This window comes from uncultured Oscillibacter sp. (assembly GCF_900546705.1).
In the GTDB taxonomy this organism is placed as follows: Bacteria; Bacillota; Clostridia; order Oscillospirales; family Oscillospiraceae; genus Oscillibacter.
Map to the genome: position 1 here is coordinate 20,944 of NZ_URDP01000009.1, position 18,133 is coordinate 39,076.

Here is an 18,133-nt window from a genome sequence, read left to right on the forward strand (position 1 = left end):
GAACAGGCGGGAGCCTGTTTTGAAAATGAAACGGAAACGTTTGCGATTCTTGCCGGCCAAAAGGATGGTCAACTATGAAAAATGTAACATTAAAGGATGTGGCCAAGGCGGCAGGCGTATCCTACGCCACGGTTTCCCGTGCGCTCTCCGGCAGCCCCCAGATCGGCAGGGACACCCGGGAGCGGATCATCAAGCTTTGCGACGAGATGGGGTATACCACCAACTATGTGGCCCGCTCCATGGTCATGAAAAAGACGGACCTGATCGGCCTGGTGGTGCCCTCCATCGACAACCAGTTTATGTCGGAACTGGCGTACTACGCGGAAATGAGCGCCCGCTCCCACGGATATAACATCATGCTGTGCAACTCCGGACCGGATCTCAAGCAGGAAAAGACGGTGGTCAAGCTGCTGCTGGGCCGTCAGGTGGACGGCATCCTCATCGTCCCCCAGAGCCCGGATACCTACGAGAATATCCGGGCTTTCACCGACCAGGTACCCACGGTGTTTTTGTCGGAGAACCTGCGGGACCAGCCCCAGAGCTATGTGGCCGTGGACAACAGCCACGGCACCTACATCGGCACCAAGTACCTCTATGAGCTGGGCCACCGGGATATTCTCTATTTCGGCCGCCGTCACTCCACCACCCACCAGCTGCGGGCGGAGGGGTACATGAAGGCCTGCCGGGAGCTGAACCTGCGGGAGCAGTACTTCAACAGTGAGTTTCCCCGCTCCTCCATCACCAACGGCTATCAGCTGGCCCGGGAGCTGTTCTCCAAGCCCATTACCTACACGGCCATCTTCGCCTCCACGGACTCCAACGCCCTGGGCATTTTAAAGGCCGCGGACGAGATGCACATCGATATCCCCCGGCAGCTGAGCCTGATCGGCTTTGACAATATCCCCTCCACGGCGCTGCCCCGCATTGAGCTGACCACCATTGAACAGCCCAAGCGGGAGATGGCGGTGCAGGCGGTGGATATGCTGCGGGACAAAATAGAAAACGGGACCCAGGGCTACGTGCATCAGATATTGATGCCGGGCCTTGTCAAGCGGAGTACGTGCCAGCCCCTGTGAGGCGGCGCACCGCGTGTTGGAATACGGCGCCCGGACCCGGGCGCGAACGATTTTGAAGGGAGCGGAACAAACAATGAACGGTTATCTGTATGATCCCCACACCCACACGGCGGAAACCAGCAAGTGCGGACACCTGAACGCCGCCGATGTGGTGGACCGGTATGTCCGCCACGGCTTTTCCGGCCTGGTGGTGACGGATCACCTGCATCCGGAGTACCTTTCCCGGATCGACGTGGACCACAACTGGGATCATGTGATGGACCACTATCTTTCCGGCTACCATGCCTCCAAGGCCCGGGGTGACCAGGTGGGCCTGGACGTGATATTGGGCGCGGAGCTGCGCTTCCCGGAAAACGACAATGACTACTTGGTCTACGGCATTGACGAGCAGTGGCTCCGGTCCAACCCCTATATGTGCTGCATGAGCGCCCAGGAATTCTACGACAAGTTCCACGACCAGGTGCTCATCATCCACGCCCATCCCTTCCGGGAGGGCAGCGCCCCCGTTCAGGAGACGGCGGTCCACGGCGCGGAGATCATCAACGGCAACCCCCGCCACGATAACCACAACGACCTGGCCCTGGCGCTGTGCCGGCGGCACCCGGAGTACTACCGCCTGGCCGGCTCCGACACCCACCGGGACGGGGATGAGGCCCGTGCGGGCGTGGTGCTGGCCGAGCGGGTGCACGATTCCTACGCCTACAAGGCCATGATCGAGTCCGGCCGCTTCCACCTGTGGAGCCCGGAGTTTGAGTCCTTTGTGGAGGCCGACGAGGCCATGCGGAAAGGAGAGGCAAAATGAGTCAGTATGATTCCCTGATTATCGGCGAGGTTGCTCAGGACACCAATGTGGATTACGACGGCACCGTGGTGAAGGCCATCGGCGGCGCGGTGTACTACTCCGGCTTCGCGGCGGCCAATATGGGCCATAAGATCGCGGTGCTGCCCAAGGCGGATACCCGCGCGGTGGATCTGAAGGCGGCTTTTGCGGCGGCCCCCAACATCACCGTTTATCCCCTCCACAGCGATACGTCCTTTGTGACGAAGAACGTCTACCACACGGCGGACCGGGAGCGGCGCACCTCCACGGTGGACAGTATGATTACCCCCTACCGCCCGGAGGAGGTGCCCGACATCGACGCGGCCATCTGGCATCTGGCAGGCCTGGCAGCCGGTGACATCCCCGACGAGATGATCCCCTTTGCGGCGCAGCACGCCATGGTGGCCATCGACGTGCAGACCATGCTCCGCTGCGTGGAAAACGGCGGCATGGTGTACCACGACTGGGCGAAAAAGAAAGAGATGCTGCCCTACATCCGGTTTTTGAAGACCGACGCGGCGGAGGCCCAGATCCTCACCGGCACGGAGGATCGTGCCCAGGCGGCCCGGATGCTCTGCGACTGGGGCGCCAAGGAGGTGCTCATCACCCACAACTCCGAGGTGCTGGTCTACGACGGCAAGGAGATCTACACCTGCCCCATCAAGGCCCGGAACCTGTCCGGCCGCACCGGCCGGGGGGACACCACGTTTGCCTGCTACATCACGGAGCGGCTCACCTGCGACGTGCCCACCGCCCTGCGCACCGCTACGGCGCTGGTCTCCTTGAAGATGGAGACGCCGGGCCCCTATATGGGCACCCGGGCGGACGTGGAGGATTACATCAAGGAATTTTACTGATACAAGAAAAAGACGCCGCCCGGCCGGGCGGCGTCTTTTTTTGCGGTCATTTGCGCAAATGGACGGCGGCGTCCACATCGGCGGGCATCCGCCGCAGGACGTAGAGCTGGATGGGGATTGCGCTGATGAGGGTCAGCAGATCGGAGGCGGACTGGGTCATCTCCACGCCCAGGAAGCCCAGCGTGTGAGAGAGCAGGAACACCAGGGGAATGAAGAACACGCCCTGGCGCGCCATGGCCAAAAACGTGGCGGGGACCGTCTTGCCGATGGTCTGGAGCATCATGTTGCTCATGACAATCCAGCCCTGGAAGCAGAAGGTGACGCACTGGAAGCGCAGGGCGGCGGCACCGTAGGCGATGACGTCCGGGTCGTCCTGGAACAGGGCGATCAGCTGGGGGGAGATGATAAAGCCCACCACGCTGACGGCCAGCAAAAAGCAGGTGGAGGCCTTGACGCAGAACCAGAAGCCCGCCTTCACGCGGCTGTAGAGCCCGGCGCCGTAGTTGAAGCCGCACACGGGCTGGAAGCCCTGTCCGAAGCCGATCATGGCGCTGCCGCCGAACATGGTGATGCGCTGGACGATGCCCATGGCGGCGATGGCGGTGTCCCCGTAGGGGCCGGCGGCCTGATTGAGGCAGATGGTGGCCACGGAGGCCAGGCCTTGCCGGCCCAGGGAGGGCAGGCCGCCCTTGACGATCATGGCGTAGTAGGCGGGTTTGAGCTGGACCTTGGAGATGTGGATCTTCAGGTTGCCGCCCCGGGCGCAGCCGGCCAGCAGCAGGCAGAAGCTGATGAACTGGCTGATGATGGTGGCCCAGGCGGCGCCGGAGACGCCCAGGTCCATCCAGAAGATCATAATGGGGTCCAGGACGATGTTCAGCACGGCACCGGAGGTGATGCCCACCATGGCGTAGGCGGCACTGCCCTGGAAGCGAAGCTGATTGTTGAGCACCAGGGAGGCGGTCATCCAGGGGGCGCCGAAGAGGATGATCCGCAGATAAGCCCGGGAGTAGGGCAGGATGGTGGGGGTGGAGCCCAGGAGCGTGGCCAGGGGCGTCAGGAAGATCTGACCCACCACGCAGATGAGAATTCCGGCGGTCAGGGCGGAGAAAAAGCCGGTGGCGGCCATGTTTTCCGCCTCATCCAGGTGCTGCTTGCCCAGCTCCCGGGAGATGAAGTTGCCGCTGCCGTGGCCGAAGAAAAAGCCGATGGCCTGGATGATGGCCATGAGGGAAAAGACCACGCCCACGGCGCCGGTGGCGCTGGGGTTTTTCAGCATGCCCACAAAGAACGTGTCCGCCATGTTGTAAAAGGAAGTCACCAGCATGCTGATGATGCACGGCAGAGCCAGGCGGCAGACCAGATGGCCCACGGGGGTCTGTGTCATCTCCCGGAATTTTTGCTCCTGCTTTTCGTCCATGGAATACACCTCGCAGAGTTTTTGTATTTTTCCCGTATTTTTAACAAAATTATAACACAGCCCGGGGCGACGGAAAAGACATATTTCCGGAAAACGCCGCACGGGGCCATGCCCGGCGGCATAGAATGGGCATACCCGGAGACAGATGGCCGGGATTTGACATCAGGAAGTGAGGGAACTGTCTTGCGAATCAATGAAGAGACGCCGTCCCTGACCCAGGCGGAGACGTCCTGCCCGCTGGACGGATGCAACAAAGTGGTGACGCAGTGCGTGGATGTGACCGCGCCGCTGACCATGACGCCTACGGCGGTGCTGGGGTCCATGTCCGTCACCTGCCAGGGGGCGCCCCGGGTGGTGTGTACTGCCGACGCGTCCGGCGAGAGCTGCACCGTCACCATGACCCAGCAGGTGTGCGTCAGCGTCCCGGTGCGCTTTGGCGTGAGCATCGCGGCGGGGGACAAAACCATCGGCTGCGCGGACAGCCGCGGCTGCGGCTGCCGGTAAAGGGCGGACATAGAGAGAAAATGAGGGCCGGCGGCATGTTCCGCCGGCTCTCTGCATTGAAAAATCCGTCGAAAAGCGGTATACTGAAGCGAAAATGCTGCCGCTGAGGCAGAGAGAAAGGACTGGGGCGTATGCTCTCCATTCAGGAAAGCGCCCGCACGATACTGGAGCTGTTCGCCATCGCGGCACTGGGGTACTGTGTGGGCGCGGTGAAGATCCGGGGGATCAGTCTGGGCAGCTCGGCGATTTTCCTGGTGGCCCTGGTGTTCGGACACTTCGGCGTCTCGTTTCCCGGGGAATTGCAGACGGCGGGCATGGTGCTGTTCATCGCCTCTGTGGGCATCAGCGCAGGGCCAAGCTTCGTGGGCAATCTGCGCAGCCACGGGGCGGCGTATGTGCTGCTGTGCCTGTGTACCGCCGTCACCGGCGCGCTGGTGTGCGTGGCGGTGATCCGTTTGGCCGGGGTGGAACCGCCCCTGGTCATGGGGCTGATGACTGGCGCATACACCTCCTCGCCGGGCTTTGCCTCCGCCAAGGAGGCCTTCGGGGCCGATGCCGGGGCCGTGGCCATGGTGGCGGCGGGATACGGCATCATGTACCCGGTGGGCGCCGTGTGCAAGGTGCTATTTGTCCAGACGGTGCCCAAGCTGCTGGGGGCGGATATGGCCCATGAGCGGGCGCTGCTGCGCCATCCCGCCCGTCCGGATGGGGATGGCCGGGTCCGACCGCCCCGGCTGCGGCTGGAGCCCATGGGCTTTTTCACCCTGACGGCAGTCATCGCCTGCGGCATTTTGCTGGGGGGCGTCACCATCCCTCTGCCGGGTCTTGGCAGCTTCTCCCTGGGCAACTCCGGCGGACCGCTGCTGGTGGGGCTGCTGGCGGGGCATCTGGGCCGGGTGGGGCCCCTGGACCTGCGGGTGGAGCCCCAGCTCATCGGACCGGTGAAGGAACTGGGCCTCATCCTGTTTTTTACCGGCGCAGGCACGGAGGGCGGCGCCCGGCTGGCCCAGATCCTGGGGGAGTACGGGGCATTTTTACTGGTGTACGGTCTGATTTTGGTGTTTGTGCCGCTGATCGTGGGCTTTATTCTCAGCCGTCGGGTGTTCCGCCTGACGCTGCTGGGGGGCCTGGCTGCCATGACCGGCAGCATGACCTGCTCGCCGTCCCTGGCGGCGCTGATCCAGACGGCGGGCACCACGGACGTAGCCGGCATCTACGCCACCACTTATCCCATTGCCCTCATTGACATGGTGATCGTCATGCAGATCCTGGCAAAATTGTGAAAAGCGGAAAAATCGCGGCCGCGGCATTGAAAGCTGCGGAAAACATGGTATACTGATTCAAAATCCAAAAAACTGAGAGGATGAACGGAAATGACTCCCTACGCAAAGATGACCCCGGCAGAACGGGCGGCGGAATACGCCCGGGTGTCGGCGGAATACGAGGCAAAAAAATCCCTGGGGCTGAAGCTGAACATGGCCCGGGGCAAGCCCGGCAAGGAGCAGCTGGATCTGGTCAACGGGCTGTTCGACGTGATGAAGACGCCGGAGGACTTCGTCTCCGACGGTGTGGACGTGCGCAACTACGGCGAGCTCAAGGGCCTGGCCTCTGCCCGCCGGCTGTTTGCCGAGATCCTGGGCTGCAAACCCGAGCAGGTGTTCGTGGGCGGCAACGCCAGCTTGCAGCTCATGTACGACACCGTGGCCAAGGCCTATACTCACGGCCTTCTCCACAGCCCGCGCCCCTGGTGCAAGGAGGAGAAGATCAAGTGGCTGTGCCCGGCCCCGGGCTATGACCGCCACTTCCAGGTCACCGAGTCCTTCGGCTTCGAGCTTGTCACCATCCCCATGACCGCGGACGGCCCGGATATGGACGCCGTGGAGGCTGCCATTGCTGACCCGGCGGTCAAGGGCATGTGGAACGTGCCCAAGTACTCCAACCCCGACGGCGTGATCTACTCCGCCGAGACCATCCGCCGCATCGCCTCCATGAAGCCCGCCGCGCCGGACTTTTTGCTCATGTGGGACAACGCCTACTGCATCCACGAGTTCGAGGGGGAGTACGTGGACTTCCCGGACATTCTCAGCGAGTGCGCCAAGTACGATAACGCCGATATGGTCTTTGAGTTTGCCTCCACCTCCAAGGTGACACTGCCCGGCGCCGGTATCTCCTGCTTTGCTTGCTCCGAGGCCAACATGGCCTACATGGAAAAGCTGCTGGGCGTACAGATCATCAGCTTCGACAAGGTCAATCAGCAGCGTCACGTGCTCTATCTCAAAGACAAGGCCCACACCCTGGCGCTTATGCGCCGCCACGCGGGGGTGCTTGGCCCCAAGTTCCGCTGCGTGCTGGATGCCCTGGACCGGGAGATCGCACCGCTGGACATCGCCTCCTGGCAGCGGCCCAAGGGCGGCTACTTCATCTCCCTCAACGCCATGCCCGGCACGGCCCGGCGGGTGTGGGAGCTGTGCCGGGACGCGGGCGTGACCCTCACCGGCGCCGGCGCCACCTTCCCCTACGGCAAGGACCCCGCTGACAGCAACCTGCGCATCGCCCCGTCCTACCCGCCGGTGGAGGAGCTGGAGCAGGCCATCGCGGTGCTGTGCGTGTGCCTGAAGATGGCGGCACTGGAGAAGCTGGGCGTATGAGATATTTCGGAAGCGTATACCGTCCCCCCTCCGAGGCGTACAGCCTCATCGTCCAGGTGACCTACGGGTGCAGCCACAACACCTGCGCCTTTTGCAGCATGTACAAGGAAAAGCGGTTCGCCCTGCGGCCCCTGGACGAGGTGCTGGAGGACTTCCGCATAGCCCGGCAGACCTACCGGGCGGTGGACCGGGTGTTCCTGGCGGACGGAGACGCCCTGGTGCGCCGGGCGGAGGAGCTGTATGTGATCCTGGATACCATCCGGGAGCTGTTTCCGGAGTGTGAGCGGGTTACCAGTTATGCCTCTCCCGCCTCCATCCGCATCCGCACGGACGAGGAGCTGCGTACCCTGCGGCAAAAGGGACTGACCATGGTCTACATGGGCTTGGAGTCCGGCTGCGACGACGTGCTGCGGCTCATGAACAAGGGCCACATGTCCGATGAGATCGTGGCCATGGGCCAGAAGGTGCGGCGCAGCGGCATTGCATTGTCCGTCACGGCCATCACGGGCCTGGGGGGACCTGAGCTGCTGGAGCGCCACGCCGTGGAGACGGCCAAGGCCTTCAATGCCATGAACCCCGAGTATATCGGCATGCTGACGCTGATGGTGGAGCCGGAGACGCCCCTTTACGACTGGGTGCAGCAGGGCAAGTTCCATCTGCTGACCCAGCCTCAGGTGCTGGAGGAGACGAGACTGCTGGTGGAGCATCTGGACAGCCCCGGCAGCGTGTTCCGCATGAACCACGCCAGCAACTACCTGGTGCTCAAGGGCACCCTCAACGCCGACAAGGACGCCATGCTGCGCACTATCGACGCGGCCGAGCACGACCTGGGCCGCCTGCGGCCGGAGTCGTGGCGAGGTCTGTAAAAGACAAGAACCCCCGGAAAGCATTGCTTTCCGGGGGCGTTTTTTTGTGGGGTCAGGAGGCGATGTGCTTGAAGTTGCCCAGGGTCTCGTTGACGTTGGAGACATAGGCGAAGGTGTCGGGAAACTCCCCCAGCACCCGGTGGAACTGCATGACCTGGCTGCGGTTGACCACGCAGATCAGCAGCGACTTGGGGGTGTCGGAGTACATGCCCTGGGCGGGCAGCACGGTGACGCCGTGGTGCAGTTCCCGCAAAAGACGCTCGGACAGCTCGTCGGCGTGCTGGGTGACCACTTCGAATTTCAGAGCGGTCTTGAAACCCTTGAGGATGCCGTCGCTGATGCGGGAGCTGAGGTAGCAGTAGATCAGGCACAATATGACCGGCTCGAACTGGTAGCCGTAAACGAAGAAGGACAGCACCGCCACGGAGGCGTTGAGGCCGAAGATCACCCACACCAGACTGGCCTGGGGGTGGAGCTTGTGGACCCAGGCGGCGATGATGTCCGTGCCGCCGGTGGAACCGCCCAGCCGGATCACCAGGCCGTACACGGCGCCGCTGACCACGCCGGCGGTCACCGGGCCCAAAATGGCGGAGGAGCCGGTGTCGTAGGCAATGCCGCTCAGGTCCATCCGGCCCAGGCCCAGAGTCACGGCGGAAAAGACCAGCACGAACAACAGGCTCTTGCGGGCAAAGTCCGCGTCCAGCTTCCGCCAGGCCAGCAGGATCAGCGGCAGGTTGATAATCAGGGACAGATAGCCGATGCTCACGTGGAACAGGTATTGGATGATGGTGGCAAAGCCGTTGATGCCCGCAGGGGCAAAGGCGTTGGGGAACACGAAGAGCTCATAGCTCAGTCCCATAATCACGGCCAGGCCCGCAACGGCGAGATAGCGCCCGGCCTGACATGAAGTGTGCTGCATGGGGGAAACCTTCCTTTCTTGAATCTTCCGGGCCGCAGTATACGCTGGTTTTCCTGGAAATGCAAGTAAAAATTCAAAGTTTTCCCGTATATGCAAGAAAATTTTCAAATCATGCAAAATGACGGGGAAGGGGCGCTCCGGACCGGGACAGCGGGGGCACCGGACGCATTCTGCAAAGCCGCTGCTGCATCCTGCATGGCGGGTGACAAAAAAGGCCGCTGCCGTCTCATGACGGCAGCGGCCTTGGTTCGCCGGATACGGCGTTCTTTTTACAGCTTGCGGACCTTCTCGGTGTCGCAGTAGGCGCAGCGGTAGGTGTGCTTTTCCGGATCGCTGAGCAGGAAGATGGCGTCCAGCTGGGGCTCGGCCATGGTGATGCAGCGGGGATTCTTGCAGTGGATGACGTTCACCAGCTTCTGAGGAAGCTCCAGGTGCTTTTTTTCCACCCGCTCGCCGTTGCGGATGATGTTGACGGTGATGTTGGGGTCGATGTAGCCCAGCACGTCCAGATCCACGTCCATGGGGGAGTCGATCTTGATGATGTCCTTGCGGCCCATGCGGTCGCTGCGGACGTTCTTGATGATGGCCACGGAGCAGTCCAGCTCGTCCAGATGCAGGTATTTGTAGATGTCCATGCTCTTGCCGGACTGGATGTGGTCCAGAACCACGCCGTTTTGGATGCTGTCGATATTCATTGCGAGATCTCCTTCCATTACACCTGGATGTTCAGCAGCTTCATGATCAGCGCCATGCGGACAAACTTGCCGTTTTTGACCTGCTTCCAGTAGCAGGCGCGGGGGTCGCGGTCCACGGAGACGGTGATCTCATTGACCCGGGGCAGGGGGTGCAGGATGCAAAGATCGGGCTTGGCGGGAACCAACTTCTCCGGGTCCAGCACGTAGGTGTCCTTCAGGCGGATGTAGTCGGCCTCGTTGAAGAAGCGCTCCTTCTGGACGCGGGTCATGTACAGGATGTCCAGCTTGGGCATGGCCTCTTCCAGGCTGCCGGTCTCCTCGTAGGGCAGGCCGTTGCGGTCCAGCACGTTCTCCTTGAGGTAGTCGGGCATCTTCAGCTCGTCGGGGGAGATAAAGACGAAGCGGATGCCGGTCTGGCGGCTCAGGGCGTTGACCAGGGAGTGGACGGTGCGGCCGAACTTCAGGTCACCGCAGAAGCCGATGGTGAAGTCGTTGAGACGGCCCTTTTCCCGGTGGATGGTCAGAAGGTCCGTGAGGGTCTGGGTGGGATGGTTGTGGCCGCCGTCACCGGCGTTGATGATGGGCACCTCGGAGAACTGTGCCGCCGCGTAGGGGGCGCCCTCCTTGGGATGGCGCATGGCGATGATGTCGGCGTAGCAGCTGACGGTGTGGATGGTGTCGCCTACAGTCTCACCCTTGGCGGTGGAGCTGGACATGGCCTCGGAGAAGCCCAGCACGCTGCCGCCCAGGGCCAGCATGGCGGACTCGAAGCTCAGGCGGGTACGGGTAGAGGGCTCGAAGAAGAGGGTGGCCAGCTGCTTGTGGGCGCAGGCGTCCTGGTACTTGACGGGATTGGCGATGATATCCTCAGCGGTGGCGATCAGCTGGTCGATCTCCTCCACACTCAGGTCAGTGATGTCGATGAGGTTTCTAGGCATGGGACTGCTCCTTTCGGAAGATGGTTTCAATTCAGTGTTTTACAAGGCCCCGCCGCGCCCCTGCGCGGTGGGGAAAGGAGAAATAAGCGGAACAAGTGACGTTTATTCAAGCGGGGCCCCCGCCGCGCCCCGCGCGGAGGGGAAAAGGAGAAATAAACGGAGCGGATAGAGCTTTCAGCGTCAGCTGGAAGCGGAATGAGCGGCGTTTATCTCATGGGGCCCCCGCCGCGCCCCCTGTGCGGAGGGGAAAAGGAGAAATAAACGGAGCGGATGGAGCTTTCAGCATCAGCTGGAAGCGGAATGAGCGACGTTTATTTCGACGTGATCCAGCTTTCGTCGCTGGGGTTGGAGCGGAACTTCTTGAGCCGCTCGATGTCCTCGGGGCGGATCTTGCCCTCGTCGGCAGCCACCTGGCACACGGCGTCGAAGTTGGACAGGGAGTAGTTGGTCACATTGGCGGCGGCCAGACGGTCCAGACCCTTCTGCAGGCCGTAGGTGAAGATGGACACGATGCCCAGCACCTGGGCGCCGGCCTCCCGCAGGGCCTCCACCACCTCGATGCAGCTGCCGGCGGTGGAGATCAGGTCCTCCACCACGACCACCTTCTGGCCCGCCTCCAGCTTGCCCTCGATGCGGTTGCCGCGGCCGTGGTCCTTGTTGCCGGAGCGGACATAGCCCATGGGCAATCCCATGAGATGGCCCACGATGGCGGCGTGGGCGATGCCGGCAGTGGAGGTGCCCATGAGGACCTCTACGTCCGGATAGTGCTTGCAGATGAGGTCCACCAGGCCTTCCTCCACCTGGGTGCGGACGGCAGGGGCCGTGAGGGTCAGGCGGTTGTCACAGTAGATGGGGCTCTTGATGCCGCTGGCCCAGGTGAAGGGCTCGTCGGGGCGCAGAAAGACGGCGCCGATGGAGAGCAGGTCATGAGCGATGGTTTGTTCCAGGTTCATATCTAAAATCCTCCTTGGTAAAATACAGATCGAATCAGCCCAGGAAGTCCTTGACGGCCCGGCGGTAGGCAGCCACGGGGTCCTCGGCCTGGGTGATGGGGCGGCCCACCACGATGTAGTCGCAGCCGGACTTGCCTGCCTTCTCGGGGGTCATGATGCGCTTTTGGTCACCGGCGGCGGAGTCGGCAAAGCGGATGCCGGGGGTGACGGTGACGAAATTCTCGCCGCAGTTTTCCTTTACCAGCGCGGCCTCCAGGGGAGAGCACACCACGCCGTCCAGGCCGCACTTGGCGGCGTTCTTGGCATAGGACATAACCGTCTCGGCCATGGGCACGTCGATGAGCAGCTCGTTTTTCAGGGCGGCGGCGTCGGTGGAGGTCAGCTGGGTGACGGCGATGAGCATGGGACGGGTGCCGTCGGGCCGGGTCAGGCCCTCCAGGGCGCCGCGCATCATCTCACCGGCGCCGGCGGCATGGAGGTTCACCATGTCCACGTCCAGGCGGGAGAGCACGCTCATGGCGCGCTTGACCGTGTTGGGAATGTCGTGGAGCTTCAGGTCCAGGAAGATCTTGTGGCCCCGGGCCTTGATCTCACGCACCACATCGGGACCCTCGGCGTAGAAAAGCTCCATGCCGATCTTCACAAAGGGCTTTTCCCCGGCGGGGAACTGGTCGAGAAAATGCAGCGTCTCCTCCTTGGTGGGGAAGTCCAGCGCGATGATTACGTCTTTAGCCATGATGTGCTCCTCCAGTCAGTTCAGAAATATTGTCCACGCCCAGCTTCCGGCACACGTCCGGCAGCTGTTCGATGATGGTCTTGCAGGCATAGGGGTCCACCAGGTTGGCAGCGCCCACCTCCACGGCGGTGGCGCCGGCCAGCATCATCTCCGCAGCGTCCTCGGCAGAGGAGACGCCGCCGCAGCCGATGATGGGGATCTTCACCGCCTCGTACACGTCCCACACCATCCGCAGCGCCACGGGGAACACGGCGGGGCCGGAGACGCCGCCGGTGCGGTTGGCGATGATGGGACGCTTTGTTTTCAGGTCGATGCGCATGCCCAGCAGGGTATTGATGAGGCACACGCCGTCGGCGCCGGCGTCCTCGCAGGCCCGGGCGATCTCGGCGATGTCGGTGACATTGGGGGTCAGCTTCATAAAGACCGGCTTCGTGGTGGCGGCCTTCACGGCCTTCGTCACCTCTGCGGCGGCCTTGGGGTCGCAGCCGAAGTTCCTGCCGCCGGCGTGGACGTTGGGGCAGGAGATGTTTACCTCCAGGATGGCCACCTGGTCCACGGATTCCAGCTTGCGGCAGTTTTCCGCGTATTCGTCCAGGGTGAAGCCGCCGATGTTGGCGATGACGGGGCCCTGGAAGATCTTCGCGATGTTGGGCACCTCATTGGCGATGACCGCGTCGATGCCGGGGTTCTGGAGACCCACGGCGTTGAGCATGCCGGAGGCCATCTCCGCGATGCGGGGCTGGGGATTGCCCAGCCGGGCCTCACCGGTGGTGCCCTTCCAGGAAAAGCTCCCCAGCACATTTAAATCATAGAGCTCCGCATACTCCCGGCCGTAGCCGAAGGTGCCGGAGGCGGGGATGACGGGGTTTTTCAGGGCAACGCCTGCCAGATTCACGCCTAAGTTTACCATACGATCTCCTCCTTATACAGGATGGGGCCGTCCTTGCACACCCGCTTATAGCCGTCCTTGGTAGGCACGGTGCAGCCCATGCAGGCGCCGAAGCCGCAGCCCATGCGGGCCTCGAAGCTGAACTGTCCGCCCTTGAGCTGGTCAAGGCCGTGGACCGCCTTGAGCATGGGCAGCGGGCCGCAGGTGAGCACGTAGTCGCACTCGGGGACGCTGCGGATGCAGTCGGTGACAAAGCCCCGGGTGCCCAGGGAGCCGTCCTCCGTGGCGATGAGCAGCCGGCAGCCCAGGGCGGCGAACTCTTCAATATAGAACGCGTCCTTGCCGCTGCGATAGCCCAGCGTCACGGTGGGGTTCTGTCCGGCGGCGATCATCCGCTGGGCCAGGCCGTACAGCGGGGCGATGCCGATGCCGCCGCCCGCCAGCACCGGGTGCTCCCCGGCGAGGGAGGGGTCAAAGCCGTTTCCAAGGCCGCTGAGCACGTCCAGCTCCGTGCCGGGCACGCAGCGCACCAGATCGTGGGTGCCCTTGCCCACGACCTTCACCAAAAGCAGCAGGCCCTGGTCATCCCAGTTGCAGATGGAGATGGGGCGGCGCAGATAATTGCCGGGCAGGGAGATGTTCACGAACTGACCCGGGGCGGTGATGGCGGAGGTGTCGCCGGAGAGGAGAACCTCATAGGTATCCTCCGTCAGCTGGCGGGTATGCTCCAACGTAAAGAGAGATTTTTTCATAGCTCCTCCTCATTTCCAAGATCGTGGTGGACGATTTCCCCGCCGCAGACGGTCAGCGCCACGGCGGTGCCCACGCCCCAGCCGTCGAAGGGCGTGGCATGGCCCAGAGAGCGGAAGGCGGCGGCGTCGATGGTGTGGGGCCGATTCAGGTCCAGCACGGCGAGATCCGCCGGGGCGCCCGGCTCGATGGCGCCGCCGCTAAGGCCGAAGATCTCCCGGGGACGGGTGCACAGGGCCCGGAGAATGGTCTCCAGGGAAACCAGACCCGTGGCCACCAGCTGGGTGTAGAGAATGGGGAAGGCGCACTCCAGGCCCACGATGCCGTTGAGGCTGTTGCGCAGTCCGCCGGACTTCTCCTGAGGAGAGTGGGGGGCGTGGTCGGTGGCGATGCAGTCGATGGTGCCGTCCAAGAGTCCCTCCAGCAGCGCCTGCCGGTCGGCGGCGGAGCGGATGGGGGGATTCATGCGGAAGCGGCCGTCGTCCTGGAGGTCCTCGTCGCACAGCACCAGGTAGTGGGGGCCGGTCTCGCAGGTGACGGGCAGCCCCTCTGCCTTGGCCTGCCGGATGAGGGCAACGGATTCCTTGGTGGAGATGTGGCACACATGGTAGCGGCAGCCGGTCTCGCGCACCAGAGCAATGTCCCGCTCCACCTGGCGCCACTCGCTTTCGGAGGCGTTGCCGGTGAGACCGTGGGCGGCGGCGTAGACTCCGTCGTGGACACACCAGCCTTTCGCCAGCAAAGACTCATCCTCGCAGTGGGCCACGATGGGCTTGTCCAGAGACTTGGCAAGCTCCATGGCCCGGCGCATCATATCCGGGGACTGGACGCCCTTGCCGTCGTCGGAAAAGCCCGCCACGTCCGGGGACATGGCTGCCATGTCGGCAAGCTCCGCGCCGGACTCGCCCCGGGTGATGGCCCCGTAGGGGTACACATGCACCTTGGCGTCCCGGCGGATGGCAGCCAGCTCCTCATCCAGGTTTTCCCGGCAGTCGGGCACGGGCTTGAGGTTGGGCATGGCGCACACGGCGGTGTAGCCGCCGGCGGCTGCCGCCGACGTGCCGGAGAACACCGTCTCCTTATAAGAAAAACCAGGCTCCCGAAGATGAACGTGGACATCAACGAAACCTGGAACTACCAAACAATCATGCAATTCAATCACGGAAGCACCGTCACGGGGAAGGGAGGGAGAAACGGAAACAATACGGCCCTGGTCAATGGAGATATCCATATCCTGGAATGTCCCGTTCCGGAAAACGGCACCGCCGGTCAGCAGCAAGCTCATGAGAGATCTCCTTTCTCTGTGGATTCATTCAACATATTATATTATCGGAAAGCGGAGGCCTTGTCAACCGATTTTCTCCGGCAAAGACCATAAAAAGCACCGTGGAGGGCGGCGGCTTTTTGGAAGATGGGAAAACGCCCCGTCTCCTTGAAGAGACGGGGCGTTTTTCAATTCAGTTGTGGCAGCCGTGGTCGCCGCAGTGATGCTCGCCGCAGCCGTGGTCGCCGCAGGTATGGGCCTCACCGTCGTGGTGATGATCGCAGGTGGCGGACTCGGCGTAGGTCAGCGTGCCGCCCAGCAGCTCGTCCACCCGCTCGTCGGCGCTGCCGGTGCAGCCGGCGTAGAGACGGATGCCCGCCTGGGCCAGGGCCATCTGGGCGCCGGGCCCGATGCCGCCGCAGATCAGGCAGTCCACCCCCTGCTGGGCCAGGAAGCCCGCCAGGGCGCCGTGGCCGCTGCCGTTGGTGGGGCAGATCCGGGAGGAGACGACCTTGCCGTCCTCCACGTCGTAGACCTTGAACTGCTCCGTGTGGCCGAAGTGGCCGAACACCATTCCGTCTTCATAGGTAACCGCGATTTTCATGATTGTGCTTCCTTTCCGTGTGCGCATGCGCCGCACAGCTTGCCGCAGCCGGACCGGCACTGCCGGGGGCACAGGGCGTAGCTGCCGCCGCCGATGGTCAGGGTACGGCCCTCCACCAAAAAGACGGCCAGCTTCCGGCGGGCCTGGGCGTAGATCCGCTGCACGGTGGCCCGGGCCACGCCCATCTGCTCGGCGGCTTCCTCCTGGGTAAGGCCCAGGTAGTCCATGAGCCGGACCGCCTCGTACTCCTCCACCGTCAGCTCCACCGCTCCGGAGGGAGCGGGCTGGTCGGGGGAGAAGCGGCAGTGATCGGGCATCCGGCACACCCGGCGGCATTTTGCATTGCGGGGCATGACGCACATCCTCCTTTTTGAACATATGCCCATTATAGCGCGTTTTGGGCATATGTCAAGAATGAAAATAAAAAGGGTCCGGCGCGCCATTTGGTGCGCCGGACCGGATATCAGTGGAGGCTCTGGACCCACTGGCCGTATTTTTCAATGTTGGCGGCGCACGCGTCGGCGTCGGCGCCCTGGGTCAGAATGTAGACCTTGATCTTGGGCTCGGTGCCGGAGGGGCGCACCAGGATAGTGGTGCCGTCGGCAAGCTCGTAGCGCAGCACGTTGGAGCCGGAGAGCTCCATGGTGCTCTTCGCGCCGGTGCGGCAGTCCACCACAGAGCCGTCGGTGTAGTCCTTGCGGACCACCACGTCCACGCCGGAGATCTGGGCAGGGGGCTGCTGGCGCAAAGACGCCATGAGGTTTGCCATGTCCTTGAGGCCGTCCAGGCCGGGCATGACCAGATTGTGGGTCTTTTCGGCGTAGTAGCCGTACTTCTTATAGAGGTTTTCCAGGGCGTCAGCCAGGGTCAGACCCTGGGAGGCGTACCAGGCGGCCATCTCGGTGAGCAGCAGCGAGGCGGTGACGGCGTCTTTGTCCCGGACATAGTCGCCCAGCATATAGCCGTAGGACTCCTCGTAGGCGAAGATGACCTTGCCCTCGCCGGCGTTTTCCAGCTTGTCCTTCTTCTCGGCCAGGAACTTGAAGCCGGTGAAGGTGTCGTAGCAGGCGAGGCCGTTGACCTCGGCCACCTTCCGGGCCATTTCCGTGGTGACGATGGTCTTGAGGGCCACGGCCTTTTCCGGCAGCTTACCGGCCCGCTTCATGGCACCGATGAGATAGTCCAGCAGCAGCACGCCGGTCTGATTGCCGGAGATGACCTTGAACTCGCCGCTCTTGGTCTTGACCATGATGCCCACCCGGTCGGCGTCGGGGTCGGAGCCCAGGATGAAGTCGGCGCCCTCCTTCTTGGCAAGCTCCACGGCCAGGGCGAAGCCCTCGGGGTTTTCCGGGTTGGGGGAGACCACCGTGGGGAAGTTGCCGTCCACCACCATCTGCTGGGGCACGCAGATGAGGTGACGGATGCCCAGCCGGTGCAGGGCCTCGGGGATGAGCTGGTAGCCGGTGCCGTGGAAGGGGGTATAGACCAGCTTGAAGGTGTCGGCCACCTTGGCAACCGTTTCGGGGTCGTTCACCTGGGCCATGACGTTGGCGAGGAACTTCTCGTCGGTCTCGGTGCCCAGTACCTCGATGATGCCCTGGGAGACGGCTTCATCATAGGGCATGGTCTTGATGTCGCGGAAGATGTCCAGCTGCTCCAGCCGCTTGGCGATGGCGTCGGCGTGGTGGGGGGGAAGCTGGGCGCCGTCCTCCCAGTAGACCTTGTAGCCGTTGTACTCCTTGGGGTTGTGGCTGGCGGTGACGTTGATGCCCGCCTGGCAGTGGTACTCCCGCACGGCGAAGCTCAGCTCCGGAGTGGGGCGCAGGGACTCGAAGATCCGCACGTGGATGCCGTTGGCGGCGCAGACTTCGGCGGCGGCACGGGCGAACTCCATGGAGTGGTTGCGGCAGTCCATGCAGATGGCCACGCCCCGGTCTCGGCCCGCCTGGCCCTCGGCGCAGATCACGTCGGCAAAGCCCTGGGTGGCCCAGCGGATGACGTGGATGTTCATATTGTGCAGTCCGGTGTACATGGTGCCCCGCAGCCCGGCGGTGCCGAACTCCAGGGGGCCGTAGAACCGGGCCTCGATTTCCTTGGGATCGCTGCGGATGGCCTCCAGCTCCGCGTGCTCCTCCGGGGACAGAGCAGGGCTTGCAAGCCACTTTTCATACTCTTTCATGAAATCCATACGCTG

Annotated in this window: 19 protein-coding genes; 7 read left to right on the forward strand and 12 right to left on the reverse strand. The window is 63.2% G+C overall.

All coding sequences use genetic code 11. The features are described 5' to 3' along the window. The first annotated feature begins 74 nt into the window (after positions 1 to 74). The 3 genes from QZS13_RS03370 to QZS13_RS03380 all read left to right on the forward strand — a co-directional run bounded on the left by QZS13_RS03370 (position 75) and on the right by QZS13_RS03380 (position 2,753). Positions 75 to 1,076, forward strand: coding sequence for a LacI family DNA-binding transcriptional regulator (locus tag QZS13_RS03370; RefSeq protein WP_295585466.1), 1,002 nt, complete (start codon positions 75 to 77; stop codon positions 1,074 to 1,076). Positions 1,077 to 1,149: 73 nt separating this feature from the next. Next, positions 1,150 to 1,878, forward strand: a complete 729-nt coding sequence (locus QZS13_RS03375; RefSeq protein WP_295585467.1) for a PHP domain-containing protein — start codon at positions 1,150 to 1,152, stop codon at positions 1,876 to 1,878. Beyond that, positions 1,875 to 2,753, forward strand: a complete 879-nt coding sequence (locus QZS13_RS03380) for a PfkB family carbohydrate kinase (protein ID WP_295585468.1) — start codon at positions 1,875 to 1,877, stop codon at positions 2,751 to 2,753. The genes QZS13_RS03375 and QZS13_RS03380 overlap by 4 nt, the downstream gene beginning before the upstream one ends. Before the next feature lie 46 nt (positions 2,754 to 2,799). Here the strand turns inward: QZS13_RS03380 and QZS13_RS03385 are convergent, their stop codons facing one another. Further along, a complete protein-coding gene (locus tag QZS13_RS03385; RefSeq protein WP_295585473.1) occupies positions 2,800 to 4,173 on the reverse strand; it encodes an MATE family efflux transporter in 1,374 nt (457 codons plus the stop codon). 183 nt (positions 4,174 to 4,356) lie between these two features. On the opposite strand from QZS13_RS03385, the gene QZS13_RS03390 reads away from it, so the two are divergent. The 4 genes from QZS13_RS03390 (at position 4,357) to QZS13_RS03405 (ending at position 8,191) form a co-directional block, all read left to right on the forward strand. Then, positions 4,357 to 4,677 carry a hypothetical protein gene (locus QZS13_RS03390; RefSeq protein WP_295585474.1) on the forward strand — a complete coding sequence of 107 codons (321 nt, stop codon included), beginning with the start codon at positions 4,357 to 4,359 and terminating at the stop codon, positions 4,675 to 4,677. Positions 4,678 to 4,808: 131 nt separating this feature from the next. After that, on the forward strand, positions 4,809 to 5,960 hold the full coding sequence (locus QZS13_RS03395; RefSeq protein ID WP_295585477.1) for a permease: 1,152 nt from the start codon (positions 4,809 to 4,811) through the stop codon (positions 5,958 to 5,960). A 90-nt stretch (positions 5,961 to 6,050) separates the two neighbouring features. Further along, positions 6,051 to 7,325 carry an aminotransferase class I/II-fold pyridoxal phosphate-dependent enzyme gene (locus tag QZS13_RS03400; protein WP_295585480.1) on the forward strand — a complete coding sequence of 425 codons (1,275 nt, stop codon included), beginning with the start codon at positions 6,051 to 6,053 and terminating at the stop codon, positions 7,323 to 7,325. Then, a complete protein-coding gene (locus QZS13_RS03405; RefSeq protein WP_295585482.1) occupies positions 7,322 to 8,191 on the forward strand; it encodes a radical SAM protein in 870 nt (289 codons plus the stop codon). The genes QZS13_RS03400 and QZS13_RS03405 overlap by 4 nt, the downstream gene beginning before the upstream one ends. A 52-nt stretch (positions 8,192 to 8,243) precedes the next feature. On the opposite strand, the gene QZS13_RS03410 is transcribed toward QZS13_RS03405, so the two are convergent. The 11 genes from QZS13_RS03410 to QZS13_RS03460 form a co-directional block, all read right to left on the reverse strand. Continuing rightward, positions 8,244 to 9,110, reverse strand: a complete 867-nt coding sequence (locus tag QZS13_RS03410) for a YitT family protein (protein WP_295585485.1) — start codon at positions 9,108 to 9,110, stop codon at positions 8,244 to 8,246. Positions 9,111 to 9,379: 269 nt separating this feature from the next. Beyond that, positions 9,380 to 9,805, reverse strand: coding sequence for an aspartate carbamoyltransferase regulatory subunit (locus QZS13_RS03415; RefSeq protein WP_295585487.1), 426 nt, complete (start codon positions 9,803 to 9,805; stop codon positions 9,380 to 9,382). A 17-nt stretch (positions 9,806 to 9,822) separates the two neighbouring features. After that, a complete protein-coding gene (gene pyrB, locus QZS13_RS03420; protein ID WP_295585489.1) occupies positions 9,823 to 10,743 on the reverse strand; it encodes an aspartate carbamoyltransferase in 921 nt (306 codons plus the stop codon). Positions 10,744 to 11,054: 311 nt separating this feature from the next. Further along, positions 11,055 to 11,696 carry an orotate phosphoribosyltransferase gene (pyrE, locus tag QZS13_RS03425; RefSeq protein ID WP_295585491.1) on the reverse strand — a complete coding sequence of 214 codons (642 nt, stop codon included), beginning with the start codon at positions 11,694 to 11,696 and terminating at the stop codon, positions 11,055 to 11,057. A gap of 34 nt (positions 11,697 to 11,730) precedes the next feature. Further along, complete coding sequence (gene pyrF, locus QZS13_RS03430) at positions 11,731 to 12,432, reverse strand: orotidine-5'-phosphate decarboxylase (RefSeq protein WP_295585493.1); 702 nt, start codon at positions 12,430 to 12,432, stop codon at positions 11,731 to 11,733. Next, positions 12,425 to 13,342, reverse strand: a complete 918-nt coding sequence (locus QZS13_RS03435) for a dihydroorotate dehydrogenase (protein WP_295585496.1) — start codon at positions 13,340 to 13,342, stop codon at positions 12,425 to 12,427. The genes pyrF and QZS13_RS03435 overlap by 8 nt, the downstream gene beginning before the upstream one ends. Continuing rightward, entirely contained in the window at positions 13,336 to 14,073 is a 738-nt protein-coding gene (locus QZS13_RS03440; protein ID WP_295585498.1) for a dihydroorotate dehydrogenase electron transfer subunit, read from the reverse strand. Before QZS13_RS03440 ends, QZS13_RS03435 begins: the two co-directional genes overlap by 7 nt. Then, on the reverse strand, positions 14,070 to 15,356 hold the full coding sequence (locus QZS13_RS03445; RefSeq protein WP_295585500.1) for a dihydroorotase: 1,287 nt from the start codon (positions 15,354 to 15,356) through the stop codon (positions 14,070 to 14,072). Before QZS13_RS03445 ends, QZS13_RS03440 begins: the two co-directional genes overlap by 4 nt. A 172-nt stretch (positions 15,357 to 15,528) precedes the next feature. Then, positions 15,529 to 15,939: a NifB/NifX family molybdenum-iron cluster-binding protein gene (locus tag QZS13_RS03450; protein WP_295585502.1), complete on the reverse strand. Its 411-nt coding sequence runs from the start codon at positions 15,937 to 15,939 to the stop codon at positions 15,529 to 15,531. Beyond that, positions 15,936 to 16,292 (reverse strand): DUF134 domain-containing protein, encoded by a 357-nt coding sequence (locus QZS13_RS03455; RefSeq protein WP_295585504.1) that lies wholly within the window; start codon positions 16,290 to 16,292, stop codon positions 15,936 to 15,938. The genes QZS13_RS03450 and QZS13_RS03455 overlap by 4 nt, the downstream gene beginning before the upstream one ends. 110 nt (positions 16,293 to 16,402) lie before the next feature. Further along, complete coding sequence (locus QZS13_RS03460; RefSeq protein ID WP_295585506.1) at positions 16,403 to 18,127, reverse strand: phospho-sugar mutase; 1,725 nt, start codon at positions 18,125 to 18,127, stop codon at positions 16,403 to 16,405. Positions 18,128 to 18,133 lie beyond the last annotated feature (6 nt).

Coding starts and splice junctions, on each gene's coding strand:
- QZS13_RS03370 (WP_295585466.1), top strand. CDS start 75: ATGAAAAATGTAACATTAAAGGATGTGGCCAAGGCGGCAGGCGTATCC.
- QZS13_RS03375 (WP_295585467.1), top strand. CDS start 1,150: ATGAACGGTTATCTGTATGATCCCCACACCCACACGGCGGAAACCAGC.
- QZS13_RS03380 (WP_295585468.1), top strand. CDS start 1,875: ATGAGTCAGTATGATTCCCTGATTATCGGCGAGGTTGCTCAGGACACC.
- QZS13_RS03385 (WP_295585473.1), bottom strand. CDS start 4,173: ATGGACGAAAAGCAGGAGCAAAAATTCCGGGAGATGACACAGACCCCC.
- QZS13_RS03395 (WP_295585477.1), top strand. CDS start 4,809: ATGCTCTCCATTCAGGAAAGCGCCCGCACGATACTGGAGCTGTTCGCC.
- QZS13_RS03400 (WP_295585480.1), top strand. CDS start 6,051: ATGACTCCCTACGCAAAGATGACCCCGGCAGAACGGGCGGCGGAATAC.
- QZS13_RS03405 (WP_295585482.1), top strand. CDS start 7,322: ATGAGATATTTCGGAAGCGTATACCGTCCCCCCTCCGAGGCGTACAGC.
- QZS13_RS03410 (WP_295585485.1), bottom strand. CDS start 9,110: ATGCAGCACACTTCATGTCAGGCCGGGCGCTATCTCGCCGTTGCGGGC.
- QZS13_RS03415 (WP_295585487.1), bottom strand. CDS start 9,805: ATGAATATCGACAGCATCCAAAACGGCGTGGTTCTGGACCACATCCAG.
- pyrB (WP_295585489.1), bottom strand. CDS start 10,743: ATGCCTAGAAACCTCATCGACATCACTGACCTGAGTGTGGAGGAGATC.
- pyrE (WP_295585491.1), bottom strand. CDS start 11,696: ATGAACCTGGAACAAACCATCGCTCATGACCTGCTCTCCATCGGCGCC.
- pyrF (WP_295585493.1), bottom strand. CDS start 12,432: ATGGCTAAAGACGTAATCATCGCGCTGGACTTCCCCACCAAGGAGGAG.
- QZS13_RS03435 (WP_295585496.1), bottom strand. CDS start 13,342: ATGGTAAACTTAGGCGTGAATCTGGCAGGCGTTGCCCTGAAAAACCCC.
- QZS13_RS03440 (WP_295585498.1), bottom strand. CDS start 14,073: ATGAAAAAATCTCTCTTTACGTTGGAGCATACCCGCCAGCTGACGGAG.
- QZS13_RS03445 (WP_295585500.1), bottom strand. CDS start 15,356: ATGAGCTTGCTGCTGACCGGCGGTGCCGTTTTCCGGAACGGGACATTC.
- QZS13_RS03450 (WP_295585502.1), bottom strand. CDS start 15,939: ATGAAAATCGCGGTTACCTATGAAGACGGAATGGTGTTCGGCCACTTC.
- QZS13_RS03455 (WP_295585504.1), bottom strand. CDS start 16,292: ATGCCCCGCAATGCAAAATGCCGCCGGGTGTGCCGGATGCCCGATCAC.
- QZS13_RS03460 (WP_295585506.1), bottom strand. CDS start 18,127: ATGGATTTCATGAAAGAGTATGAAAAGTGGCTTGCAAGCCCTGCTCTG.